21 protein-coding genes and 2 pseudogenes are annotated in these 26,353 nt (G+C 42.3%); 7 read left to right on the top strand and 16 right to left on the bottom strand.

The features are described from left to right. The first annotated feature begins 343 nt into the window (after nucleotides 1-343). The 3 genes from DYU05_RS00605 to DYU05_RS00595 are packed head-to-tail and all read left to right on the top strand — an operon-like array spanning nucleotide 344 to nucleotide 1,657. Nucleotides 344-700 (top strand): nuclear transport factor 2 family protein, encoded by a 357-nt coding sequence (locus DYU05_RS00605; RefSeq protein ID WP_117381059.1) that lies wholly within the window; start codon nucleotides 344-346, stop codon nucleotides 698-700. Nucleotides 701-710: 10 nt separating this feature from the next. After that, nucleotides 711-1,064, top strand: coding sequence for a DUF1330 domain-containing protein (locus DYU05_RS00600; RefSeq protein WP_117381058.1), 354 nt, complete (start codon nucleotides 711-713; stop codon nucleotides 1,062-1,064). 17 nt (nucleotides 1,065-1,081) lie between these two features. After that, on the top strand, nucleotides 1,082-1,657 hold the full coding sequence (locus tag DYU05_RS00595) for a Crp/Fnr family transcriptional regulator (protein WP_117381057.1): 576 nt from the start codon (nucleotides 1,082-1,084) through the stop codon (nucleotides 1,655-1,657). Nucleotides 1,658-1,802: 145 nt separating this feature from the next. On the opposite strand, the gene istB is transcribed toward DYU05_RS00595, so the two are convergent. From istB to DYU05_RS21255, 4 genes and pseudogenes are all read right to left on the bottom strand, one after another. Then, entirely contained in the window at nucleotides 1,803-2,564 is a 762-nt protein-coding gene (gene istB, locus DYU05_RS00590; protein WP_117381056.1) for an IS21-like element helper ATPase IstB, read from the bottom strand. Nucleotides 2,565-2,584: 20 nt separating this feature from the next. Then, on the bottom strand, nucleotides 2,585-3,160 hold the full coding sequence (locus DYU05_RS21265) for a Mu transposase domain-containing protein (protein ID WP_235853922.1): 576 nt from the start codon (nucleotides 3,158-3,160) through the stop codon (nucleotides 2,585-2,587). A 21-nt stretch (nucleotides 3,161-3,181) separates the two neighbouring features. After that, a pseudogene (gene istA / locus DYU05_RS21260) lies at nucleotides 3,182-3,772 on the bottom strand (IS21 family transposase); the annotation flags it as partial. Nucleotides 3,773-3,784: 12 nt separating this feature from the next. Beyond that, complete coding sequence (locus DYU05_RS21255) at nucleotides 3,785-4,114, bottom strand: helix-turn-helix domain-containing protein (protein ID WP_235853920.1); 330 nt, start codon at nucleotides 4,112-4,114, stop codon at nucleotides 3,785-3,787. A 69-nt stretch (nucleotides 4,115-4,183) separates the two neighbouring features. Between DYU05_RS21255 and DYU05_RS20965 the strand changes: the two genes are divergently transcribed. From DYU05_RS20965 to DYU05_RS00560, 4 genes and pseudogenes are all read left to right on the top strand, one after another. Then, the gene (locus tag DYU05_RS20965; RefSeq protein WP_165851965.1) at nucleotides 4,184-4,345 is read left to right on the top strand and encodes a hypothetical protein; all 162 of its coding nucleotides are present in this window, start codon (nucleotides 4,184-4,186) and stop codon (nucleotides 4,343-4,345) included. A gap of 296 nt (nucleotides 4,346-4,641) precedes the next feature. Further along, nucleotides 4,642-5,204: pseudogene (locus tag DYU05_RS00570) on the top strand (TIGR04141 family sporadically distributed protein); the annotation flags it as partial. A gap of 373 nt (nucleotides 5,205-5,577) precedes the next feature. Further along, nucleotides 5,578-5,997, top strand: coding sequence for a hypothetical protein (locus DYU05_RS00565; RefSeq protein ID WP_117381052.1), 420 nt, complete (start codon nucleotides 5,578-5,580; stop codon nucleotides 5,995-5,997). A gap of 62 nt (nucleotides 5,998-6,059) precedes the next feature. Next, nucleotides 6,060-7,079, top strand: a complete 1,020-nt coding sequence (locus DYU05_RS00560) for a hypothetical protein (protein ID WP_133300139.1) — start codon at nucleotides 6,060-6,062, stop codon at nucleotides 7,077-7,079. A gap of 363 nt (nucleotides 7,080-7,442) precedes the next feature. On the opposite strand, the gene DYU05_RS00555 is transcribed toward DYU05_RS00560, so the two are convergent. The 12 genes from DYU05_RS00555 to DYU05_RS00500 form a co-directional block, all read right to left on the bottom strand. After that, nucleotides 7,443-9,152, bottom strand: a complete 1,710-nt coding sequence (locus tag DYU05_RS00555; protein WP_117381050.1) for a trypsin-like peptidase domain-containing protein — start codon at nucleotides 9,150-9,152, stop codon at nucleotides 7,443-7,445. Between the two features lie 103 nt (nucleotides 9,153-9,255). Continuing rightward, nucleotides 9,256-10,659 carry an alpha-L-fucosidase gene (locus DYU05_RS00550; RefSeq protein ID WP_117381049.1) on the bottom strand — a complete coding sequence of 468 codons (1,404 nt, stop codon included), beginning with the start codon at nucleotides 10,657-10,659 and terminating at the stop codon, nucleotides 9,256-9,258. Nucleotides 10,660-10,674: 15 nt separating this feature from the next. Then, complete coding sequence (locus DYU05_RS00545; protein WP_117381048.1) at nucleotides 10,675-11,829, bottom strand: TlpA disulfide reductase family protein; 1,155 nt, start codon at nucleotides 11,827-11,829, stop codon at nucleotides 10,675-10,677. A 28-nt stretch (nucleotides 11,830-11,857) separates the two neighbouring features. Then, the gene (locus DYU05_RS00540) at nucleotides 11,858-12,796 is read right to left on the bottom strand and encodes a hypothetical protein (protein WP_235853919.1); all 939 of its coding nucleotides are present in this window, start codon (nucleotides 12,794-12,796) and stop codon (nucleotides 11,858-11,860) included. A 90-nt stretch (nucleotides 12,797-12,886) separates the two neighbouring features. Further along, nucleotides 12,887-14,695, bottom strand: a complete 1,809-nt coding sequence (locus DYU05_RS00535) for a RagB/SusD family nutrient uptake outer membrane protein (RefSeq protein ID WP_117381047.1) — start codon at nucleotides 14,693-14,695, stop codon at nucleotides 12,887-12,889. A gap of 24 nt (nucleotides 14,696-14,719) precedes the next feature. After that, entirely contained in the window at nucleotides 14,720-18,130 is a 3,411-nt protein-coding gene (locus DYU05_RS00530; protein WP_117381046.1) for a SusC/RagA family TonB-linked outer membrane protein, read from the bottom strand. Nucleotides 18,131-18,274: 144 nt separating this feature from the next. Further along, nucleotides 18,275-19,237, bottom strand: a complete 963-nt coding sequence (locus DYU05_RS00525) for a FecR family protein (RefSeq protein ID WP_117381045.1) — start codon at nucleotides 19,235-19,237, stop codon at nucleotides 18,275-18,277. A gap of 111 nt (nucleotides 19,238-19,348) precedes the next feature. After that, the gene (locus DYU05_RS00520; protein WP_133300138.1) at nucleotides 19,349-19,942 is read right to left on the bottom strand and encodes an RNA polymerase sigma-70 factor; all 594 of its coding nucleotides are present in this window, start codon (nucleotides 19,940-19,942) and stop codon (nucleotides 19,349-19,351) included. Between the two features lie 144 nt (nucleotides 19,943-20,086). Then, the gene (locus DYU05_RS00515) at nucleotides 20,087-21,040 is read right to left on the bottom strand and encodes a BT_3987 domain-containing protein (protein ID WP_165851964.1); all 954 of its coding nucleotides are present in this window, start codon (nucleotides 21,038-21,040) and stop codon (nucleotides 20,087-20,089) included. A 756-nt stretch (nucleotides 21,041-21,796) separates the two neighbouring features. Beyond that, a complete protein-coding gene (locus DYU05_RS20960) occupies nucleotides 21,797-21,952 on the bottom strand; it encodes a hypothetical protein (protein WP_165851963.1) in 156 nt (51 codons plus the stop codon). Nucleotides 21,953-22,025: 73 nt separating this feature from the next. Then, nucleotides 22,026-23,108 carry an efflux RND transporter periplasmic adaptor subunit gene (locus DYU05_RS00505; protein ID WP_117381042.1) on the bottom strand — a complete coding sequence of 361 codons (1,083 nt, stop codon included), beginning with the start codon at nucleotides 23,106-23,108 and terminating at the stop codon, nucleotides 22,026-22,028. A gap of 4 nt (nucleotides 23,109-23,112) precedes the next feature. After that, on the bottom strand, nucleotides 23,113-26,352 hold the full coding sequence (locus DYU05_RS00500) for an efflux RND transporter permease subunit (RefSeq protein ID WP_117381041.1): 3,240 nt from the start codon (nucleotides 26,350-26,352) through the stop codon (nucleotides 23,113-23,115). Nucleotide 26,353 lies beyond the last annotated feature (1 nt).

The raw sequence follows: 26,353 nt of genomic DNA, 5'->3' as shown, positions 1-26,353 counted from the left end.
CAAAGATGATTAGCAAGGCAGTCGCTACTCAAGCTAAGTTGGCGACCGTTGGCGAAAGTTTAGTAGCCCCCATCCAGCCGAATGTTTTAAGGCTTCGTGAGCGATATTATACCATTTCGATGAAATAATAATAGAGATGCTTCAGGCTGGTGTCGAATTTTAAAAGTTTACTGATAAAGCAAATATTTGCTTTATGCACATATTTTTCATTGTTCCGACGCTTTGAAGGCCCTAATTACCTCGAACTATTGCAACATCATAGTTTATAGTTATAGGTTTTTGACACTCTAAACTCTTCAACTACCTGAACTTTTTTCCGGCATTTGCTCCAGACCTTTGCTTTATGGGAAACAACCAAAATATTGAAGAGACCATTCTCACTTACACGAGTGCATGGAATGAGAACGAACGCGAAGTCATCCTGGAAAAGATAAGCAAATGCTGGGCACCGGATGGTACTTACACCGACCGCTTAACCGATACCATTACTGGACCTGATGCCATCACTGATCTGATCGTCAGCTCATTAGGACAAATGGGTCCAAGAACATTCAAGGTATTGGCAGAACCACAGGTGCATCACCAAAGCGGCCGTTTTCGCTGGCTGGCCATCCGCCCCGAAGGATACCCGGTTGAGGGCATGGATTATTTTGAATTTAACAGCGAGAACCGCATCACCCGTATTGTAGGCTTTTTTTAAACAAACGACTATGAAAATCACATTACCGAATATTGAACCGGGCCAAGGGCCCGTGTTAATGCTGAACATGATCAGGTTCAGAGACAAAAAAACCTACTTTGAACAATACATACCGGCATTTAACCAGGTGGTGCAGCAGCTGGGCATTGCAGGTGTAACCGTTAAACTGGTAAGCGAGGTTGTGGTTAATATCGTTGCCGATGAGCACGAGCAATGGGACGAGATTGTAGTAGTAGAATATCCGAGTGCCGAAGCTTTTAAAACCATTGCGCAAAGCGAAATCTATCATGAAATAGCCAACCCGCTTCGGGAGGCCGGAACAGCGGAACTGAAGTTGTTCATGACGCGCAAAATCGATTTTTAAAAGTTATACTTGCTTAGATGTCCGAACTTATATTGTCTAACTTTGCTTTGCATATAGCACTTGCCCCTGACGAACAGGAGCAAGTGCTTGCTTTGTTGCAACGCAAGACAGTTACCAAACGCGGTATACTGCTGCGCCCGGGCGAGATCGAACGGCATATTTATTTTGTCAATAAAGGTTGCCTGCGCATGTACAACACTGATAAGGACGGTCAGGAACACAATCTTTGCTTTTACCCGGAGAACTGGTGGGCGTGTGATATTGTCAGTTTTTTTAAAGCTAAACGGGCTACCAACTCCATCCAGGCATTGGAAGATACAGAGGTTTGTTACTTTAGCTTGCCTGCACTTGAACGCTTATTTACTGAGGTGCCGAGGTTCGAGCGCTTTTTTCGCATTCTCACGCAAAACGGCTTTGATATGTTTCAGAGACGGGTAACGTCCAACCTGTCCAAAACTGCCGAGCAGCGCTACCGCGAGTTCCGCAGGCATTACCCGGGACTCGAACAGCGTATATCCCAAAAACATATTGCCAGCTACCTGGGCATAACCGCTGTCTTTCTCAGTATGATGCGCAAAGAAAAGGACTTGTGAATTACGCTTGGTTGCCGGCATATAATAATAAATTGATTTGTATAATACGGAGAAGTTGACCAGGTGATTCCGTGGCAAATTGACCACCTAAGTGCTGGCGAACGAGCGCAGCAAACGCTGTAGAAGCGTTGTCAAAAGTAGTTATTTAAAGATGATTTTCCAGATAGCTTTTTTCAGGTTCGAAAGGTCGTCGTCTTCTCATGGATTCGCCCTTTAGTTCCATTCGGTGCGCATCATGCACGATACGGTCGAGGATAGCATCAGCGATCGTCTTTTCACCAATAACCTCATACCATTTACTGACCGGCAACTGAGAGGTAATGATCAGTGAGGTCTTACCGTGTCTGTCCTCGATGATCTCCATCAGGGCAGCCCTGCTCTGCGCATCAAAAGGCTGGATACCGAAGTCATCCATGATCAACAGTTGCTGGCGTTCCAGCCTGGCTACTTCCTTCATGTACGATCCATCAGCCTTAGCCATTTTTAGTTTAGCAAAGAGCTTAGGCGTGCTGGCATAGAATACCCGGTACCCTAATATGCAGGCCTGGTGTCCGATAGCAGAAGCAATATAGCTTTTACCGATACCGGTGCTGCCCGTGATCAGCAGGTTCTCATTACGGTCGATAAAGTGACAGTCGGCAAGGCGCATCACCTGGTTGCGGTCGATACTGCGATCTGCATGATAATGGATGTTCTCTATCGAGGCCTTATAGCGGAACCTGGCGTACATAATGGTACGCTCTATGCGCCTGTTCTGCCGGTCATCCCATTCGGCCTCTACCAGGTGGGCCAGCAGTTCATCAGTAGTGTATTCAGCGGTTTGTCCCGTTTCCAGGCAGCTTTTAAAGGCATGGTACATGCCAAAGAACTTCAGCTTGCGAAGTTTGTCTGAGGTGTTTGTGTTCATATTGATCTGTTCATTAATGGTTATTTATAATAGTTCTCTCCCCGTATATTATCATGGCTGGGCATAGGCAACTCGTCAGCAAATAAGCTGTCCTCGTAGCTGTCCATCTTGTTCTCCAGTATCTTCTGTATGGTCTTGTAGTTGTAAACGCCGTAGCCGAGCGCACGCCGGCAGGCGCTGGCCAGCCTTTCGTTACCTGCCTTGCGCGCCAGGCTGAGGATACCGATACAGGAGCGGTAGGCTTGCTCGGGATGTTGCTTCCGGTCCAGTATCTTCAGGATATAAAGCCTCACATCCTCATCAATGGATGCTGCCCATTCCAGGAACTTGTCCGGTGTCCATTCGGTCATAAAGCGGTGGGTGGAGGCCAGGTGATCTTTATCCGTAGTATAGCTGTAAGGGCTTTTGATACGCCTGTGCATAGCGATACGCCCATAGTGATAATAGACCTCGACGTTGGTGCGGGAATAAAGTAGTTTGACCTTCCTGCCGATAAAGCGGTACGGTACGCTGTAGTAGTGTTTGTCGATACCCAGGCAGACATGCCCATTCTTCATTACGGTAGCCTGGTGCTGCCGTTTGAACTCATAGCGCAATGCGGGTAATGGTGCAAGCGCCTACCTTTCCACTTCCTCGAACTGTAGCCTCCGGCTGTAATTACGGCCTTTGAGCGGCTGGCTGTTATGTGCTTCTAAAGCGACTTTGAACGCTGTGTTCAGCTCGGCAAGGGTATGATAGACCTCTTTGCGAATAGGTGCGTAGATACGGCTGTAAACGACCATTACGGCACCTTCTACCAGTGCCTTGTCGCGAGGGCGGTATGCCCGGGCTGGTAAGATGGTCGTTCCGTAATGGTCGGCAAAGTCAGCAAAGGTCTCGTTCAGCGTTGGCTCATAGCGGTTGCTTTTAGTAACAGCTGCTTTCAGGTTTTCGGGAACAATGGCAGCAGGTACGCTGCCATAAAAGTGCAGGGCATTCTCGCAGGCTGCTATAAAGTCTTCTTTCTGCTGGCTCAGCACAGCTTCTACGTAAGTCAGCTGGCTGGCACCAAGGATAGCAACGAATATCTCGACCTCGATGACCTCACCGGTATCCTTGTCCGTTATGCTTAGCTTTTCACCGGCAAAGTCCACATACAGCTTATCACCGGCTTTATGATCCAGGTGCATCGTGGGGTTCACGCGGGCTTTCCACTGGTTGTAATAAAAGCAGAATTGGGTTTACTTGAGGCCGTCAGGGAACTCTTTGATATAAGCTTCCCACAGGATGCGGCAGTTCATGCCAACCCGCTTTAACTCTTTATCTATCTGCGGGAAACAGCGCTGCAAGGCAGGCGTGCGTTTATCGGGAGAACGTTCATTGCTTTTGCCAAAGAAGTCCTCCAGTTCTTTGTCATTAAGGGTATTGATCTCCTCGAATGTAAAGCCGCTGGCATCGTAGGCGGCAAGGTACTTCTTGGCCGTATTACGTGATACGCCGTTCTGTGCCGCTATCGATAGCTTACTGCGGCCCTGACTGTACATTCTTAAGATCTGTCTAATCTTGCTCATGCTTATCGTAGTATTGGCCATAATTGGTAGGTGTTAAAACCTCCAAAAATATGGCTGCTCCTACAGCATTTGCGGCTCGTTCGGGGTGGTCAGTTTACTGCGGAATCAGGTGGTCAATATCAGCGAATTCTCCAGATAAGGGATGCCAAACTGATTGACGAGCTCAACAACACATTGGTCGACGGTATCAATAAAGTGATCGACGTTTCGCTTTGGATGGCGGGTGCCTGAGATTATCGATTGGAGTGACTTTAATGGTTTCAAATATTCCAATCGTAAAACAGAAGATTTTTGGGAGGAGATTGACCTCGACGATTACATCACAACCAAAAATGGCCACCCTGTTTCCTACGATGATTTGAAACATGATATTGTGAGTTGTTGGCGAGAATCAAGGATAACAGCGTGCTGCAATGGAGCATATACAAATGTTTGAATGGCGAATTGACCCATGGGAGTGATCTTTATTTCTTGATAAAGGAAAATGGTATAAGCTCGAACGTGCTTTTGTTAAAGAAGTCAAGAAAGCTGTAGGCGAAATTAAGCCTTTCCCGAATGCATTACCTGACTTCAAGCATAAGGACGAGGCCGATTACAATCATGCACTAGCTACTTCTTTAAAGGGTATTTTGCTAGACGCAAAGAATGTACCGTATGGCGGCGGTTCAAGCAAAATAGAGGTTTGCGATATCCTAACACCGCAGCAGGAATTTTTTCATATAAAAAATACGGAGGATCTTCAACGCTGAGTCACCTTTTCGCGCAGGGATTCGTCTCAGGAGAATTATTTGCCTCAGATGCCGCCTTTCGGGAAAATGCAAAAAAGTATTTGTCAATGGGCTCACCATACGACACCTTTTTCTCAAAGAAACGTCCGGAAATTCATAACTATAAGGTCATATACGGCGTTATCACAAAAGCAAAAAAGGGAATGAACATTCCATTTTTTAGCCAAGTAACCCTAAAGAACTATAAAAGGATTCTTGAAGGTTATGGTTATACGCTATATCTTGCGGAAATCAAAAACTTAAATATTGCTACAAAGCCAGCCAAAACTAAAAAAGCTTCTAAGCCATGGCGTAACAGCTAATAAACACTTGTTCTGATCAGGGGTTATGAGATTATTCTGTAACCAGCCTTTCCAATCACTTATCTTCTACGGTAGCTCCTATAAGAGAGAGTCAGCGAGCATTAGTAGCGATCTAAGTATCAGGTATTATCCCTTTTTATTCCTTCGAAAATTCTGGCTCAGTGGCAATAGTAGATTCTGATTGCCCTACATTTATCAATGATTAAGTTCAAAATCGCAGGGCGTGATATCAGAAGTGATTATTTAAGAAACCTGAGTTTGAAATCTGTGTGCAGCCGTATTTGAAGAGGTCTAACTTGAAATGTTGACGACACCTACACTAAGGTAATTTATATTATTAAAAGATTCCTCTTACTTTAGAGAAAGAAACGAAATGACTGAGATTAGGATTCCCAAGAGTGTAACACCTGCGAAGGTAAGCAGTTTATATAAAGCATTCATAATTGATCAACGATGTATTGATGTGAACTTGGTTTTACCGAGCGAAATCAATCGGTACACTTTTGGGTTGCTAGCAGACTTACTCAGGTTTATAATTACACTTAATAGCCTAAGTGAAATAAAAAAACTGACGGTCGATGCGCAAACAGATGAATTAGATGATTTTTATGATCAGGAATATGCTTATCCAATTATTTCTCTGCTTTGGAATAAATCCCTGTTCGTTGACAATAAAGGAAATAATATTAAGGCCCAATTACGTGAAAGACAGAATAGATTTTTATTTAAAATGAATTCTCTTTCTAAAATCAAAGGTAACAAGTTTATTTTAACCCATACTGATCATCTATAATCGATAACATTGGCTTATTTGAGACACACAAAAATAAAATTGATGCGTACATAAAGCAATTCGTGCCCGCATCTACCAAGTATATTATTCACTTAAATGATAAAGGTTCTGAAAAATTAGCGGGTTATATTTATAACAATTTATCTTTAGAATTGAAAGGTGCCATATCGGTCATAAACCAAGCAGATTTAAATGAAACCTCAATCGACAAAAAAGAGTCTGGAGCTATCTTAATAATAGGATCTTGTATAACAAACGGAAAAAATCTGCTTTATTTAAGTAGATTTTTTAGAAATTATGAAGAGATTAGATTAGTTTATTTCGTAGGTATCAATAGGGTAAGCGATATCTTTAAGAACAAAGAACTTAAAACAAATATTAAATATGGGCTTTACGGTCCAGAAAACAGTTCATTTGTCGAAATAGAAACTATTAGCTGCGACAATGCTAATCTTGAGACACCTTGGAAAGTTGAATTACAATTTTTAAAACGCACACAGGCTGGTCTCGACGAACCTTCAGAATTTATTGAAAGTCGAATTGAAACTATTAAATCATTTTCTAACATTAATTATAAAGGTGGATCAGATAAGATATTTTATCCCAGCCTTTCAAATAGTGAATTGGAGATAAGGAAAAATTCTGCATTCTTTAAAGACAATTCATATTATGGAAACATATGTCAATCAGATGTTTATTTTACGATTGCTTGTGTTCTTAACAACATGAGAAATAATAGCAAAGATGGATTGTGTCAAACCACTTTTGTTAAGAATTTGCTTGACCCATTTGTATTTAGCAGATTTAATGACGGAATTATTCAAGCATCAATTTTAAGGGCAGCTAAAAATGAAGAATTAAATTACTCGATTAGTCAAAGTCATTCGTTTGAAATACTTTCACTCATTGGTACATTTATTAAGCATATCAATGAATATCAAGGAGAAGCGACTATCGAATTTTTACATGCTTTAGCAATCGGAAAATTGAGATTAAACAAATCACATTACCTTTTATTAAAAGATCAACTTGAGAAGATCGGTGATGAAAGATTAAGCTTTACTCGGCGTCGATTGACTTAATTTATCAGAAGAGTATATAAAGGGCCTATATACAAAAGTTCTTAGGTACGTTTCACGTTTAAGTACCCCATTTTTTTGTTAAATAATTATTATCTTTAATAAAGCTTTACGGCTCTAAAAAGAGAAGATAAAAACTGGTGAGTCATGCCGTGAGTCAATTTTATACAAAAGCATAACAAACTGAAAATCAATAAAATACAGAGATAGGTTCTGAACCCTCCCTCTTCGCAGACTATATTCTTAAACAACAAAAACGCCTTAAATGCATCATTTAAGACTTTTTTTGTTTCCAGCCGCATTAATTCACTTAAAGGTGACCAATATCATTCATCCTACTCTTTTATATAAAGAGTTACAAGCTTGCTAAAAAAATATTTTGTAATACCAATTTTCAATTGCTACTGTTGGAATGATCACCACGTTAGCCCGGCTAAACCGGGCTATGTTAATACCTACAAAGTTACCTTCGATGTCATATACGGGGCCGCCGCATTGAGACGGAGTCAAAATTGCGTCTTGTGTAAATACTTTTTTAAAGCCATCTCTTCGCAAGGTTTTGCCCCCGCTAAAATGTTCTGCCGGATGATTTAAAATCTTCTGCGGTGGGTACTGTAGCACCATCATTTTTTCCATCTTCTTATCGTTTCTTTTAATGGTGATCAGAACCGTATCACCAGCCATGTATTTACCAAATGACTTAACAAAGTCAAGCTCATCATTAACCGGATGACCACCAATCGATTCTACACCGTCTCCAATATTTAAACCCGCAAGTGCTGCCGCACTATTAGGTTGTATAAAGGTAAACTTAAGACCATTGCTATCTAATCCGGTAAAGGCACCTATATAGCCATAGCTTGATTTTGGAGGCAGATCTACTATGGCACTTCCCAACACCGCAACTACAGGGGTTGAGTCTGGCATGGGCGATATTAACAAGCTACCAGCGCTATTGATGTGAGTAGCGGAACGCTCAAGTTCGTTGAGCTTTACTCCGCCGGGCAATTTTTCATCTGTTGATAACAGCACCAGGTCATTGAGCCGATCTCTTCTTAACACTGTTGCCCTAACAATCTTATGATTCAAAATAATTACAGGGTTCTCCCCCACCATTGAACTTTTGCTTATCAATAAGCCAGTAGAAAGCCTTTTTCCTGTTGAAATTTTACTCATCACTATGGTGCCCAAGATCAACTGTTCCTGTCCTTCAATCAAGCTTTTGATTTGAACGCAGCTTTTCCTTTGATCATGCCCAATATTTGTGAATTTCTTTAGTACATCACCTTTCAGCGGCGACAGTTCGACGGTTTTAAACAAGATGTCTTTTTCCGACTCGTTAGCGTCTGGCAGCTTTTGGTAATCAACAGCCTTTGTTAGCGCAGAGTAGTATTTGCGATAAATATCAATCGGTACCTCATGATTGATCTGTTCTGATACTTCAATACCGCTGTGTATTCCTATTACCCGTCCCATCAGATCAAATAGTGGACCACCGGAATCGCCTGGTTCCATTTTGCAGGTAGATTGAATAAAACCATACTTGTTTTTTAAAACGGCAATCTGTCCAAAACGAACGGTTGGTTGCCGTTGCTCCAGACTCTCGGGGTAAGCTATACTGACACAGGGTGATCCCACACTCATGGATGATGACCAGCCCATTTCTGCAAAGGGCCAGGGGCCTTTATCGATAATCTTTAACATAGCCGCATCCGGAAGCATTCGCTCCGGCGGTATGGAAATAGTGCCCAAGCCCTTTGCTATACATTCGCGACCATCCGGAAACATAACCTTGTAGCTTTCCCCCGGTTTCACCACATGGGCTGCACTTAATATTATTCCGTCACTGGACACGACTACTCCGCTGAATTGAGAGCTCTGCCTTGCTCCTGTTTGCTCATCAATGGACCACATAAGTACAGATGAAGAAGCCACTTTAGCAACGACAGCTAACAAATTCCTTTGTAGTTTTCCAGTTAAATCGTTTTTGATCGACATACCTGGCTGCGCACCTGAATGTGAGATAATAAATACCAACTGGATAATAATCAATAGTAAAGCTTTGTATCTATTCATTTAAGTATTATAAAAGAAGCCGGACTTGCCGGCTTCAGTAATTAACTATAAAGAACTCGTTATTAATTGTGATAAGGTTTAGGATATAATTAATGCGGCACTGCTATCTTTTTTCGTTGTAAACTTCAAACTCTGCTATTGAAACCTGGTGATCGGCTTTATCAATCCTTATCCGGACTTTGCTGCCCTTTACAGTATTAAAACGATGCACCTTTATCCTGCTTTTGTTCTGCCCTGTTAATAGTTTCTTCCAGACGCCATTACTTAAATACTCCAGCGTATAATCAGTAATGTTCGGCTTCTGTTCGGCAATTACAATAGTGTTAAACGGCTGTTCAGGCTTTAACGCAACCTCGTACCAAGGCTTTGTCACAGTTGGGTTAGATACCCATGAAGTGCTGAAATCATCGTCATTAGCAAAGTCCATTATCGAAGAGTCATCGCTCCAGCTAGAGTTGGCAAATACCTTTTTTGCAAGATTGTGGGAGATGATCGGCGCATCAAGCGCCGGCAGCTTGCCTACGGGACCTTCGTTCTTCCACAATCTGCCTATTTCCTTTAAGGCGTCAAGTGCATTGTCATCAAACAACCCATCACGGTTTGGCGCCACGTTCAAGATGAAGTTACAATTCACCTTGTTTAACGGTATTAGTATATCATTTACAATTTTAGACGGAGCTTTAACCGGATCAGTTGGGTGATTAGTTTCCCAAAACCAGTTATATTGAAGTGGCAGGCAAGCCAATGCTGGCATTGTGTTTTTGTCGGTAGCAACCCGTTGCCCTGCTCCCATCTCATAAGTTTTAATATCAGTGTAATACATGCCTTCTGCCGGGTACTTTGCACCATTGAGGTCCATCACAAGACAATTCGGCTGTTTAGATTTAACTAATGTGTATATATCCTGAAACGGCACATCATCGTAAGATATTCTAGACCATGGCGCATCCCACCCATCTATGATCAATGCATCAATTTTTCCATACTTTGTCATAAGTTCGGTTATTTGTGCTTTCACCATTGCTATGTGCTTAGGTGTGATAGCGTTTGGGCGTAATTGATGATGTGTATCTAATATAGAATAGTACAAAAACACCTTCAACCCATTTGCTCTGAACGCATCAACATACTCCTTAACAACATCTCTTTTTAATGGGCTGTTCATCACGTTATAGTTGGTTGTCTTGGTATCCCATATGCAAAAACCACTATGGTGCTTAGTAGTAATGCAGCCATAGCTCATATTGGCTGATTTTGCTGCCTTTGCCCATTGATCGCAGTTGAGCTTTGTAGGGTTAAACAGAGAAGCCGGAGCTTCCGGGTCTGCCCAGTCCTGGTTCATGTAAGTTGGAATATTGAAGTGGATGAACATTCCAAAACGTAGATCAACGAATTCTTGCTGTAGTTGAGCAAGCGGCCGCGGCGATGCATTCTCCAAAGTTTGCGATTTAACCTTTGTGAAAAGTACAACAAGAAAAAACAAGCCTATGGCTTTATACTTAGTCATCTTAATATTTGATTATTATTTTGTAAACAGCTCTTTAAGCTTTGCATTTAGTGATTCGCCTCTTACATCGGTAGCGATAATCTTACCGTTTGCATCAACAAGAAAGCAAGCAGGCACCGCTCTTATTCCATATAGCCGGCCTACATTATTGTTCCAGCCTTTTAAATCTGACACGTGTTTCCATGGCATACCGTCATGATCTATCGCAGTTTGCCAGCTCTTTTTATCGCTGTCTAACGAAACCGAAAGTATTTCAAACCCTTTGTCTTTGTAAAGCTGGTACTGTTTAGACAAATTCGGATTTTCTGCACGGCATGGGCTGCACCAACTTGCCCAAAAATCAATTAACACCACCTTTCCTTTTAAGGATGCTAGAGACAATGGTCTACCATTTAGATCAGCCTGGGTAAACAATGGAGCCTGATTACCAATTACTATTGTGCCCGCAGCTTTAATACGTTGAGCCAATTCTACACCCACATCTGTTTGCTTAAGATTTGGATTTAGCGCCTTGTAAATTGGTTCTATCTTCGGCAAGTCAACTTTAGTTCCGGCAGCTTCAGAAAGTGCTACCAGCCCGAAATAAGAGTTTGGGTGTTCTTTAGCAAATTGCAGCTGTTTATCAGATCTTGCCGCTATGGCCCTGCGAAACCGCGCATCTACTGCTTTGATATAACTCTCATCCTTTTGCTGCTCTGGTGTACCGCTTGCAAAATCCTGGTTAACGGCTTTGGTAAGGGCCATCATTGATCCACCGATAGATTTGTTATAGGCGGTAAATTCTTCATAAACTTTAGACCCGTTTACAGCAGCGTTAATAAGCGAATCTTTGGAGGTCATCATGATGTTTTCCGGACCGAAGTAGAAGTATATAACATCACCACCGCGATAAATCGCGAACTGTTTGCCACCTCCGCCATGAGCAACGGACATACGTGCAGTAGCAATGTCCTGAATACGTCCGGTAAACTTAAACTTGCCATTAACAAGCTCTGTAGAATCCTCATGGCTTTTACCATTGTCCATGTAATCCAAATAAACCATAGAGGGTTTGCTGAGATCACCAATACTTCCCGAGAGGGTGAAGTTTACATTCTGCCCACTGCTTACCGCCGGAAGCGCTAGTACCAGGCAAACAAGTCGAGCAAACTTTTTTATTAACTTTTTCATAGATGTTTATAGGGCCTTAATAAGCTTTTTAATATAAGATTTGTGGAAAAGCCTTTTGTGCTGCCACAAACTGGGCTTCGGTTTTGTTGTTCCATCCAAAGGCTGCAGTGGCTTGTTCTTTTAAATTCACACCGGCAGCACCGCTCCAAAAATGTACAAACTCACCCCAATTAAGATCGTGGTCAAATTCGTTCCCGTTCTTCTTTGGATAGTATTTAGCAAGCAATTCAAAGTATTTGTTCAGTACAGCGGCCTTACCGTGTTGATTGTAAATCGGGTAAAACCAGTTTTTAAACCACTGAGTGTTTGCTCGCGGGAACGTGTCGTATTTATTTTGCATTTCCCTGAACACTTTTGCGGCTTCTGATTCGTATCCTATGTGCAAGTAAACATCATAGATGAATATTTCCATAAACTTGCTGTCTCCCCATAATGCGTCAGATGGAGAACCTTTTACCCCATGGCTTGCGCCGCATACAATGTGGCCGATCTCATGTATTGGCATACCAATTTGCTGCCCTGACGGATTAGTCCAGTCATCAAGGCCACAATCGATAACATTCCGATAGTCATGACTTCCGTCAAAATACGATGCCGGGTGCCCGCCGCCAAGTTTGCCGTTTACTACTTTGTGAAAGATGACGTACAGCCGTGTAGAATCGCCAAAGTTGCCATACGTACTTTTCACGTAAGCCCACGCATTAGAAATAACCTTGTTTGGCCAGATTACATCTCGCGACATGTTATCATCATAGTAAACAGCAGCGTTGTTATCATAAAATGTACGGGTAACTGTTAAATCATGCTCAAACCAGTGCTCTTTCCACTTAAGAGGTGGTGCACCCACCTTTGCATTAGCGGCTTTTTTTGCTTTACTTGAATTTGCGAAGTGCGTTTCTCTGCATGAGGTTCCCATCAGCGCAGCTAAAGCAATTGCGCCAGTCATTAATTTGATCCTTGAAATCATAGGGATAAGTTAACCTGCTTTAAATAGCGGCAGGCAATTAGAAAATTTTTTTAAGGGGCATTCTACAATGCCCCTTTAGTAATAAATTATTTACCAGCCGGTATTTTGAACTAACTGCTTATCACTGTCCACATCCTTTTGGGGAATGGGATACAGGTAATGTCTTTTAGTAAATACGCGATTTTCAAAGGTTACCAGGTTATAAAACTCTGGAACGTTAGCGCTTATATTTAATGCTTTAAACGGCCCGTTATCTGTGGTTTCTGCAATTTTCCAGCGGCGTACATCAAAAAAGCGGCTGTTCTCAAATGCAAGTTCAACCCTGCGTTCTTTCCTGATCGCTTCCCTCATGGCAGTCTGTCCTGCAGGAACAGGCAGGTCTCCTGTACCATATTCCGGCACGCCAGCCCTGTTCCTTATCAGATTAACGTACTTTAAAACATCCGCATTGCCTGGGTCACTTTCGTTAAGTGCTTCGGCATAGTTAAGGTATATCTCTGCAAGCCTTAGCATCACCCATGATCTTCCGCCTTGCCTCCAGTCACCGGTTACAATATTCTTACGAACAATATAGCCGGTTGGCGAATAGTCATTCCCACCAGTTTGCTTACCTGAATTACCTGTATTGTATGTTTGAGTAATCACTTCGCCACTATTGGTATTCAGCCACCTGCTGCCGTTGTAAGTTATCCCTACATAGAAACGAGGTTCCCTGTTTGTCCATTGATTGTAGGTACTGCGGGCTTTGTCATCATAAGGTGCCTGGAAATCAGAAAAACCTGTTTTTACATAGCCGGATTTACTATCGTCTATAGAACGCCCGTTTGCCATAAAGTAAGCATCAACCATGGTTTGGGTTGCTCCTAAGCCACCGCTTCCCCTAACCTCATCGGCGTAACCAGAGTGATAAGGCGCCAGTTCATAAGCCCTGTTGGTAACACCCGCACTAATCCTAGCGTATATAATTTCTTTGTTCCAATCCACCAGCATTACGTCTCGACAAGATAGATACGGACTAAAGTTGCCGCTAGCATCGTTTACCCGGTAGAGATCAAATTGAGATGGAACGAACTGATCAATAAACGCCTTTGCTGCATCAGCTGCTTTCTTCCACTTAGTAGCGTCGTACTGATCATTAATTAGCTTTTTCCCGTCAGCATTAATCATAGAACTATAGTCGGAGTTACCGTTGAATAAGGGACTGGCTGCATATAACAAAACCTGGGACTTTACAGCCATAGCAAAAGCTTTGTTAATACGTCCATAGTTATTATCGTTTGATGCTTTTAAAGGTAAATTGACCATTGCAGCATCCAACTCTGATGTCACGTACTCAACACATTCGTCAAACGAACTCCGTGGCAGCTGCACATCAGCAAACGATGCATCAGGAGCGATGGTCTTGTCGCCAGTGATTACTACAGGTCCATAAATGCGCATCAACCAGAAATAGTAAATAGCTCGCAATGCCCTAGCCTCCGCTTTGTACTGAACTTTCAAAGAGGCGGGCAGATCAGCAACTTTGTCAACATTGTCCATAAATATACCTGCAGAACGGATTCCGCGGTAGTACGTGGTCCAAAAACCGCCTATAAAGCCACTGGATGCATCATAGTTACCGTTATTAATGTTTTGGGTAGCGACAAAACCCCAATCGTATTCAGCCTCGTCTGATCCGCCTGTCCACTCACCTATACTATTGTCACCACCGGGAAAGCGTTGCGATGCCTCATCAGGTATTGCGGAGTAAACGTTTGCTAAAAACTTTTCGGCCGTGTTCCTGTTCCTAAATGTTTCGTCGAGTGTAAGGCGGTCATCAGGCACCTGGTCTAAGAAACCTTTCTTGCAAGAAAGACTGAATATGCATAATGCAATAACTGTTATTAAAATTCTTTTCATTTTAGTTTTTAATAATGTTGTCCGTTAATTAAACTGAGCGCTTATACCGAAAGAGATTGTTTTCACGTTGGGGTACGCGGTTCCATTGCCTGTGTTCAACTCTGGGTCCCAAAGCTTAAATTTACTAATGGTGAAAACATTGTAACCCATAACGTAAATGCGCGCACTGCTCATCCCAATTTTTTGGAACGTTGACTTTGGAAGCATGTACCCTATATCAAGCGTTTTTAAACGGATGAACTGTACATCCTTCACCCACCATGAGCTGTGCTGAGTATTGTTGGTGTTGTCGCCATCCCCGTAAGCCAAACGCGGGTAAAACACATCTTGTCTGGGATTTTCTTCAGTCCATCTATCGGTAATATTAGAATAAGCATTGCTGATGCCACCGTTAGTAGCGAAAGGTTGTATTGCGTTACCAGAGATGTATCTGGAAGCATGGCCTGTGCCCTGGAAAAATGCACCAAGGTTAAAACCTTTGTAAGCAACGTTGAAACCAATGCCATAGATTAAAGATGGTACGTCTCCTCTGCTAATCTCTGTACGGTCGTAAGCATTAATAATGCCGTCGCCATTCAGGTCACGATACTTGATGTCGCCCGGGCGAATGCTTTGTTTGGAACCCGGTACCGCGCTGGCGTCTATCTCCTCCTGGCTGGTAAACAATCCCTCAGCTATATATCCAAAGTCCGCTAGTACGTTATGCCCTCTCTGATCATTCCACGGATACTTTGGTGAAGGCTGATCGTTCTCAACAACTTTATCTCTATTGTAAGTAACGTTCCCGCGTAGGTTCACTACGGTAGCACCTATATTAAGCCGCTGCTCTACGGTGGCATCAAAGCCTTTATTGTCTACAATGCCCAGGTTGGCGTATGGAGATGATGTTAAACCAACATAGTTTGGTACGGCTGCCCTTTGCAGGAATATACCTGTACGGTGCTCTTTAAAAAGGTCGAATGTTAGAGAGAAGGAATCATTAAAGGCCCTTATGTCTATACCCAGATCTTGCTTGTGTGATCTAGACCAGCTAACATCTACTCCGTAATCAGTAATGTTTATACCGCCTATAGAATTGGTGTTATTTAAGCCATAGGTGAATCCGTCTACAATATCTGGATCATCAGACAACAACGTCAAATAACCGAACCTGCGACCGAGGCCGATGTCCGCACTACCAACAATACCATTGCTGTAGCGGAATTTCAGGAAAGAAATGGTTTTTTTAATAGACTCAAAAAACTTCTCCTCGGAAACCAGCCAGCCTAAACCAAATGCCGGGAAATAACCGTATCGTTTATCCGGAGCAAAGTTTTCCGAACCATTGTAACCCATGTTGAATTCGGCAAAATAACGATCTGCATATGAATACGTCGCCCTTGTTGCTAAACTTCTTAAGCGGTATGGTATCGAGGTAGTGAACTCGTCAGCCGGAAACCTCGATTCGTCTTCCTGGTTGAATAACACGAGCCCGCCTATACGGTGCTTACCAAAAGTGCGGTCATAATTAAAGGAGCTCTCTGAATAAACTTTATTTCTCCCGCTGCTCGTTGCTTTAAAGTTAAGGTAGTTACCGTCTCCAGTATAGGTTCTCACAAGGTTGAGGGTACCATCCAGATTATAAGGAGTGTTTTGATCAGGATACCAGGTGTCCTCTCTTTTTTGACGTAAAACACCGTTGACATTGTTTGCGTCGAATGCAAAAAGTGTGGTGAACGTAAGGCCTTTCACAATGGAGTTTAAATCCTGAGTGATCCTGATATTTGAATATAATTGATTTTGAAAATTGGTTCTGTAACCCCTCCTTGTCAGATCAGCATACGGGTTGCGCTGATCACCATTTGGATTTACCCCAGGGACAAAACCACCTGGGTATTCTATCGGAAACACAACCGGGGAAACAATCATGGCCTGACCAAAAATATCGCCTGAAGAAACAGAAGGATAGTTCCCTTTCCCTACATAACCCTGTACACCTAAAGCAACTTTGGTGCTTTTAGTAACATCTAAATCAACGTTGCTGGTAAAGTTGTAACGTGTGTAGTCGATATTGGAATCGAAGGTGGATAGTTTGTCCGTCTTTAATAGACCGCCTTCATTGTAATAACTTGCCGAAACATAATATTTTGCATTGGGTGCACCGCCGTTAATGTTGACGTTGGCACGCCTGTTACGGCTTGTGTTTTTAAATACAGCAGCCAACCAGTCGATGTTGGGGTACAATAATGGATCGACATTATTTTGTGTGTTTCTGATGTATTGCTGTGAGTACTTCGGCACCCCGCCGCGTGTGGTGTTTGCCTCATTAACGGCGTTCATGTAAGTTATGCCATCCGCCATTTCGGGCCTGCGGGTAAATGAAGATAAACCCTCATAATAATCAGCATCAATTTTTGGTTTACCTGATTTCCCACGCTTGGTTTGCACCAAGATAACACCGTTAGCGCCCCTTACGCCGTAAACAGCAGTAGCTGACGCATCCTTTAAGATGGTAAAAGATTGAATGTCCTGCGGATCGAGATTGTCTATCGAACGCGTAACACCATCTACCAGTACCAAAGGTCCTGTACTATTGTTAGTAAAGGTTGAAATACCGCGTATCCATATGTTTGCGCTGTTGGAACCAGGCTCACCGGAACGTTGTACACCAACTATACCAGACAACCTTCCTGCTAGTAAAGTAGAAAGATTGGCAACGGGTTGTTTCAATTCGTCTACATCAACGGTAGATTGCGCACCTACCAAACTAACTTTCCGCTGAGTTCCGTAAGCAACAACTGCCACCTCCTTTAACTCATTTTGCGGCTGCGGCACAAGTTTAACATCAATTACTTTTTGATCGTTAACTGCTATTTCCTGGGTTATGTACCCAATAAACCCAAAAACCAAAACCTCTGTTTCGTCGTTTACCTGAACTTGATATTTTCCCGCAACATCGGTAATGCCGCCCCTTGTGGTGCCCTTCACACGTACAGTTACGCCCGGCAAAGCTTCTCCCTTTTCGTCTACAACTTTACCTGTTACAATGCGCTGTAGCTGTTTTGGCTTACTTATAACCGGAGCTTTCTGCTGATATTTAATCAATATCTCGTCTTCAAGTACCGAAAATGTAAAAGGTGTTTTATCAAGAGCATAAATTAACACTGTGCCAAGCTCCTTGTCAACTACCTTAACAGACACGCGGGCATTGCTATTAGCCACCGATCCGTTATAGGTAAACTTTACACCGGAAGCAGCAGAAATATTTTCGAGGGCTTCACTTAACAGGATATTTTTAAATTCAACGGTAACATGCTTCTTGAGTACATCCTGTCCGTTAGCGTCAGTTGCGGCTACAAGAATACCTGAACTACATAAAATGATCAGAACAATGGTGCTTATCTTCATAAAAAGCATGTACTTGCGTCCCATATAGCGGGATACATTATTTTTCATATATTCACTCAATAAAACGTTAAAAATTAGCAAGTACCCTGGGTTGCACGCCATGGAGGTATAGCTGTTTGTTGGATGTTTTTTTGATACAGTAAGCGCCCCCTCGCACGGGGCGACTACTGATCTTTTGATGAGAGTATATCGTTATTTCAAATTGCACCCTCCTCCTTTGATCGTCCATACACTATCTTTTTGAGTCATTTTGGCATTAACCACGAATGCCATTTTCTTCAGGAATTTTTCAGGACTTTCACCTGGTTTTATCCGGCCAAAAAACGTACAATCTTTTACTCCACCTTGCACTTTTACCTGGAGATTATACAATCTGGTGATATCTTCCACTACCTCCTTAGCGGGTACATTTTTGTACTCATAATATCCATTATGCCGGCCTAAGATGGCGCTAACATCAGGTATGGGCAGTACCTTAGTAAGGTTTGTCTTTTTGTTATAAACAATTTGATTGTTCGGCAATAAAGTCACATCTTTTTTGTCGCCGGCAAAGGAAACCTTGCCGGTGAATAACGCAATGACTACATCCTCGTGCTCTGTAAAAGATCTAATGTTAAAGCTTGTTCCGAGTACTCTAGTGCTGGTGTTAGCTGTATGAACAATAAAAGGATGTTTTTTATCTTTAGCTATATCGAAGAAAGCTTCACCAGTAAACGTTACTTCTCTAGTACGTCCGTTGAAAGCCACCGGGTAAATAAGAGAGCTTTTTGCGCTCAGCCAAATTTTTGAGCCATCCGTTAATTCAATAATCTTTCTTTCGCCGGCTTTAGTAGTAACGGTAGCCAACTCAACAGCAGAATTTCCCTTATTGGTACTCCAAAATATGGCAAGACAAACAATTACTATTACTGATGCAGCTATAGCTAACCTGGACAAGGTAAGTGACTTACTTGGCCCTGTGGCTTTTACTTGCTGCTGTATATTATTAAAAATTCTTTTTTTTGCTTCATTCTCCTCGGATTCGCTTTGATATGGAGATAAGCGCGCTTCATTGCCTTCTGCCCTATACCAAGATAATAGCTCTTCCCTTTCTGAAGTCGTGGCAGTTCCCTCAATATATCCTTTTACTAAATACTCTTTTCTCGACTCTTCCATTCTAACGGCAATTAATATGAAGTACCATAAGCCCGCGCCTACCCTTAGTGGCGAGACATTTATTTTTAATAATAAAGCTACTTTATGGATTAGGCAATATGAGGTATTGCCTTAGTGCTGGTTTAGCAAAATGATCAGGATCATCATCTCTTTAAGATTAAGACGAAGGACCTTGAGTGCTTTTGTCAAATGAGCTTCAACTGTTTTTTTAGCAATGTTCATCTCATCTGCAATTTCCTGAGGCGACAATCCTTTCTGGCGACTGTATTGATAAACCAAACGGCACTTTTCTGGTAGTTGCTCCACAAGGCCGTTAACATACTCCTCCAAAAATTTTGCGTGTAATAAATCTTCCGGAAGATCTGCCGACGGGGAACCGGGCATTTTCTCAAGCAATTTCTCGTGCCGGCTTTTAGTGTATATGCCTTTAAATACGGCAAACTTAATTGAGGTTGCCAAATAAGAATTAAGCGTTTCTATTTTCACATGCCCTCTTCTATTCCACAAGCTAACAAAAACCTCCTGTACTATCTCTTCTGCAGCAAACTTCTCCTTTGTATAGCTATAAGCTAGTGCAACAAGCCTTTTCCAGTACCTGTTATATATATCTGCAAAAGCATTATCATTGCCGTTTGCAAACAGATCAAGTAACTCGCTATCAGTAAGCTTCACATCAGACTTCATCAGGAATGGCAATGTTTTCACTAAAATATTAATATTTTTTTAACATTAGATACTTTTTGTTGCATTAGCCGTCACTTAGACATTTTGTGGGATTGCGAAGATCAAATCACATAAATGCAAAAAGCCGCTTCATCATTATGAAGCGGCTTTTTGCAAAATTTAAATTTAATTTAGCAATATCTTTTCCGTTATAATTCTGTCGCCAGTACCTCCTACATACTTGTAGTGAAGATCAAAAGTTTTAGTTGCAGGGTCATACGTGCAACTTCCGTTTGTTTGTATGGACGGATTTGCCGAACCCGGCGCAGAAATTACAGTAACGGAGTTATCAGGATTAACAATCAACCACATGTAATAGTTGCTACCTCCCAAATCAGCTGCTTCAACACGTATAATATTGCCATTTACAGTTGTTAATGTTTTGTCCCGGTTTGTCCAAGAGCGGTTTATAGATGGATCCGGAAACTCTATCGTTCCGGTTGCTTTTGCTTCGCCCTCATAAGCACTTTTTATCCCCACTATGTAGTACACTGATTTGTAATAGTTTATCTGCTGCCCTTGAGCATCGGTAATGGATATAGGTAGCATGTACTTAACACCAAGTGTAAGTTTGGATGTGTTTATATTAACAATATAGTCTGCTGTGGTTTGCCTGGCTGGTATCACCACCGTTGAGGTTGGTGCACTATAAGCATCAGCAGGCAGACTCTCGTACAGCTCATATTTGAAGTCTGATGAGTTTGGCAAATCGTTACCATCTTTTACTGCAGCTAAACTATCAGCTACGTAAAGCTTGCGATGCTCAGCGTTCAATGAGGTTAACGCTGCTGCATCTATGCTTAAAGTAACAGTAACATCTTTGTTAAGGGGTTTTGTGCCCGACAAGAGAACAGTAGTAGCTAAAGGCTGCGGAGTAGAGCTTATACTTTTGGATACTGCATATTTAAACCCTCCGTTATCAAACATTGCAGGGCCGGCGTGCGCAGCAATGGGTAATTCCACAGAAGTAGGGGCATTTTTGTAGTTGTAATTCTTGTCGGATTCCTTAGAACATGATAGCGCAAGACAAGCCATTAATGTTACAAGTGACAGATAAAGTTTAGTAGATCTTTTTTTCATTTGATTATAGCTAGTTATTAAATTTTGATTTTTGGCGCTGATCATTCGGGATTATAATAATCCCGGCTACAAAGAAGAGTATATCAAAAGCCGTAACACCCTTACTGCTTTTAGAACTTTTATAAAAATAGAGCCTTATCACTTGCCCCTGCAAACTCCGGCAGTCTACATTAGGGTACATGCAGAAATATATGAGCCTTTTTACTTCAAAAACCTTGACATAATCAACTTATTTCTTATCATAAATCAAAGCAAAGGTTAATTGAGCACGCCACTTTTGTAGCAAGAATAACATTAACAATGAAAAAAATAAGTCATTAAAACTGCAAAAGAATTATTATTGAATTATTTAGAAAATATAGGAAATCCTGATTTTCAAATTAAACTATTCGCCGAAGATGCTAAATGAGTACTTAAAAAACATTTTGCATACATATATAAATCTATTGCGTCTCAATTGTCAAGACAAAAAAGTTTGATCTCTGATAATTTTTCGCGAAATTTACCCAATAAGCATTAGCGATAATTGAACCATTTTCAGGTGACCTATTCGGTGACCTAGATTAATTTTAAAGTACATAAAGCGTTGATTAATAGCGATTTGATTGCTTAATTCTGTTCCCTAACTCTCCGCAGATTATATCTTAAACAAAAAAAACGCCTTAAATGCATCATTTAAGGCATTTTTATTTTAGGACCCATCTAAAATGTAGAGAAATTGAAGCTATGTAGTATACATAGCAGCTCAGGCCCGGTTCAGGCGGGCACAAACTCCATCTCTGATCTGATCACCGCCCTCTCGAGTGCTGCAAAGCCGGAATACAGCAGCTTTGCAGCACTACCTCGGCCTTTTCCGCTCAGCAGCCGCTGGCGGATCAGCAGGCATAACAGCAAGCCGCAAGCCTCTGCCACCTAGTTGATCAGGCTTCGTGAATGTTGTGAAGCGTAATTGCGAAGGTTGAAAACTCGCCTATTAATCGCCTTTCTACTTTAGATTGTCACCGTTTTTCAAATCATCACCTGCGTTCAAAACAATTTGGTCAGCGGCTTTTAAATTGCCAAATACTTCCGTAGAATCCTTCCCGGCGAGACCCTCCTTTATGTCTGTTAAAACTGCGTGGCCGTTTTTGGCGACAATCACATATTTTCTTTCCGTAGATCGAACGATGGCGGAATTAGGAACCAATAGTGACTGAGCTCCTGAACGCAGGGGTATTTTTACTTCAGCATACATGCCTGGCTTTAGCTGACCATCATTATTTACAACATCAATCTCAATGGCTTCTGAATGCATATTTCCTAGTGCATTAGCCGTACGACTGATCTTAGCAGTATGTGCAATACCTGGCATAGCGTTAAAAGTAAAAGTAACCAACCGTCTTAAGTCTAACTTGTCTACATAATCTTCTGGAATTGCCACTTCAAGCCGTAGTTTTCGGGTGTCCTGTAATACCAGCATGGGTTGGTCAGTTGCCTTACCTGGCGCGACCAGCGCACCGGGGGAAACATTGCGTTGCACGATTGTGCCGTTAAAAGGAGCATATATTTGCAAATAGCCTTGCATAGTTTCCACCGATCCCATATTAGCTTTTTCAGAATTAGCAATAGCCAAATCCGATTTCATACGCGATAACGCATTATCAAGTTCCAAAGGAGAAACAGAACCGGGTTCAGCAGCGGCTTGCTTTAACCTGCTATACTTTTCCTTACTGGCATTAGCCGTTTCCTGTGCCTGTAAATAGCGGGAGTTAGCAGCCTGCAATTGTGATTGCATCTCCGGTGCTTCCAGCGTTAACAGTAGCTGACCTTTGCGTACCTGCGTACCACGATCAACCAACACCGTTTTGACGAAACCGTTAACCTTTGGAAATAAATTCACCTCATTAAACGGATTCAACTGGCCTGGTAATCGCGCATAGCTGGATAGTGCCTTTTGGGTTATAGTTCCGATCTCATACTTTTTGTTACTTGTGATTTTCTGTTCGGTTAGATCTACCGGCTTTTGATTACCTGAGCAGGCTGCGAAAAGTAGTGGTGCAAACGTTATGATGATTAATTTGGTTTTCATGTTCTTACAATGTTGAAGTTTCGATAGCCATGTTTTCTTTAGGCATTAATGATGGTGATTCATAAGAAGTTTTATCCTGTACCCAGGCAAATACCAATGGCAAGATGAATAAAGCAGCTAAAGTTGACGCCAGTAGGCCGCCGATCACGGCACGGCCTAAAGGTGCGGTTTGTTCGCCAGCTTCGCCTAAGCCAGAGGCCATAGGGATCATTCCTGCCATCATAGCCAAACTTGTCATCAGGATGGGTCGCAAGCGGATAGCGGCGCTGGTAATTGACGCGCGAGTAGCATCTTTAAACTCTATCCTCAGTTTTTCTCCGTTGGTGACTATAAGGATAGCGTTTGCTACCGATACACCCGTAGACATGATCATCCCCATGTAAGATTGCAAATTAAGCGTAGAGCCGGTAAGTAAAAGTGCCGTTAGCGATCCCAGGATTACTGCTGGTACTGTGGAAAGTACCGTAAAGGAAAGTTTAAAGGACTGGTAATTAGCAGCCAGCAATAAAAAGATCACTAATACTGCGAAACCTAAACCGCTTTGTAAACTGCTCATTGTTTCGGTAAGTAAGCTGGTCATGCCTTTTAGCTCGGGTAGTAAGCCTTTTGGCGGCTTACCTATTGATTCGAGCGCTTGTTGCACGTCGGCAGTTGCGGTTCCCAAATCCATTTTGTTGATGTTAGCGCTTACAGTAAGAAAACGCCGCGGACCTGCACGGTCATATTCACCAGGTGCGTAGGTCATTTTAAAATTTGCTACGTCGGCTAATGTCGGGGTGCTTTGTCCCTTCAGCAAGGGTATTTCCTTTAGTTCGTCCATAGTATTCATCGTATACTCCGGAATTTGCACTTGTACCTGGTAGGTATATTGTTTGTCTTCATCCAGCCATTGGTTCTTTTCAGTGAAGCGACTGGACGATGTGCTTGCAGTTACTGAGCGGGCAATGTCTGTAACGTTCAGGCCAAATTGCGAAACTTTTTGGCGGTCAAGCGTAATTGCAATTACAGGTATTTTCAATGGCTGTACAATCTGCACGTCTCTGAGGTATGATATCTGCTTTAATTTGACTACCGTTTTATTGGCATATGCCTCAATCTGTTCCATGTCCTTACCTGCTACCCGGATTTCGATTGGTGTGGCAGCACCCTGACTCATGATCTTTTCAGTCATATCAATCGGCTCGAAGGTTATACGCAGGTCAGGCATTTTCTCACCTATGTTTTTACGCAATGCATCTTTTAGCTCGTCCATGTTCACCTTATAGCTTTCATCAAGCTTTACTTGTAATACAGCCTCATGAGTGCCTGTATTAAAAATGTAGAGATTACTGCTGCCGTAACTACTTGGAATTATACCTACATAACCCGAGCTAATTTCTACATGATGATCAACTGTTTTATCAATGATGTTTAGCACCTGTTTGAATTTGTCTTCTGTACGTTCCAGGCGTGTTCCATCCGGGGCTTTAATACGGATTAGAAATTGACCGTTGTTCAGCTTTGGCATCATGTCTTTTCCGATAACCGCGAAACCAATACCCGCCAGCAAAACAACTACTACTAAATATACCGGTACTATCCATTTCTTACTAGGCATCCACCGCGTGATAATGTCCATGAAACGCAACTTTACTCGTTCGAAAAAATCGTTTTTCCCCGGATCTTCCTGCTCATTCTTCAAATGATCGTTTATCTGATCTTCTTCTTGCCAATCCAACGCTTCGCCAGCGTGAGCATGCAGTTCTCCATGATGATAATGCTGATATTGCTCGGCTTTGATCAGCCAGTTGCTCATGATGGGCACAAGTGTTTGCGCCAATATGTAGGATACGATCATGGTTAAACCAATGGACATTGATAAAGGAAGGAACATTGCTTTGGGTACCCCAGTCATTAGGAAAGAGGGGGCAAACACAGCCAGGATGCAAAGCAAGATTAACAAAAGCGGGAACGAAATCTCTTCGCAGGCATCATAGATAGCCAAGCGTTTCGACTTTCCCATTTCCAAGTGCTGGTGAATGTTTTCTATCGTTACAGTCGCCTGATCAACAAGGATGCCAATTGCCAACGCAAGGCCGCTCAAAGTCATGATATTAATAGTTTGTCCAAAAGCTCCTAATAACATTACACCTAGTAAGATAGAAACAGGAATAGTAACAACGACAATTAAGCTACTTCGCCAATCGCGTAGAAATAACAATACCATCAAACCGGTTAGCAAGGCACCCAGTCCACCTTCGGTCATTAAGCTTTTAACAGCATTGATCACAAAAATAGATTGGTCAAACTCATACGATACCTTAATGTCATCGGGCAACAAACTTTGCATTTCGGGAAGCTTACTTTTGAGCCCTTGTACTACCGACCAAGTAGACGCATCGGCAGTTTTAACGATAGGAATGTAAACAGATCGTTTGCCATTGATGAGCGCGTAATCTACTGTAATGTCGGATGCGTCGGCTACACGGGCAACATCTTTTACAAGTACAGAAACACCGTTTTTTGTTTTAATTGGAATGTCACCAAACTCTTCAGACTTTTTTACTAGCGAATTAATGGTGGTGGTAAACATGGTATTGTCAATCCTTAAGTTACCCGAAGGTGACATAGCATTAAATTTTGCTAACGCTTGCACAACCTCATCGGGTGTCAGTTCATAACTGCGCATCTTAGCCGGGTCAACACTTACGGTGATAGAGCGGGAATTTGCACCAAACGGTGGTGGTGCTGACAAACCCGGAACCGAGGCAAACATAGGCCGGATGCGGGTGGCGGCCATATCATAAATTTCTTTTAAGCTACGGCCAGGAGCGGACAATACCAATTGTCCGACCGGGAGAGACGACGCATCATAACGGATGACCTGCGGTGGCAACGCACCCGGCGGAAAAAACTTCATGGCGCGGTTTACCTGTAAAGCCACCTGCGCCTGGGCTTCGGCCATGTTAGTGCTTTCGTAAAAGCTAATCTTAAGCATGGTAAGCCCTTGAATATTTTTTGTGGTGATATTTTTGATGCCATTTACGTAAAGAAATTGATCTTGTAAACGGGTGCTAAAAAAACCCTCCATTTGCTGGGGAGACATACCGCCGTAAGATTCGATAACATAAATAGTAGGAAGGTTAAGCTGCGGAAAGATATCTATAGGAATATTGAGCGCACTAAGCACGGCAAAAATCATCAAACTTAAGGTAATAACTACTACGGTGATTGGCCGTTTTAGTGCTGTTGTAACCATTGACATA

Origin of the sequence: Mucilaginibacter terrenus (assembly GCF_003432065.1) — a bacterium.
GTDB lineage: Bacteria > Bacteroidota > Bacteroidia > Sphingobacteriales > Sphingobacteriaceae > Mucilaginibacter > Mucilaginibacter terrenus.
The sequence above is the reverse complement of the archived record's forward strand: the minus strand, read 5'-3'. Positions and strand labels throughout refer to the sequence as shown.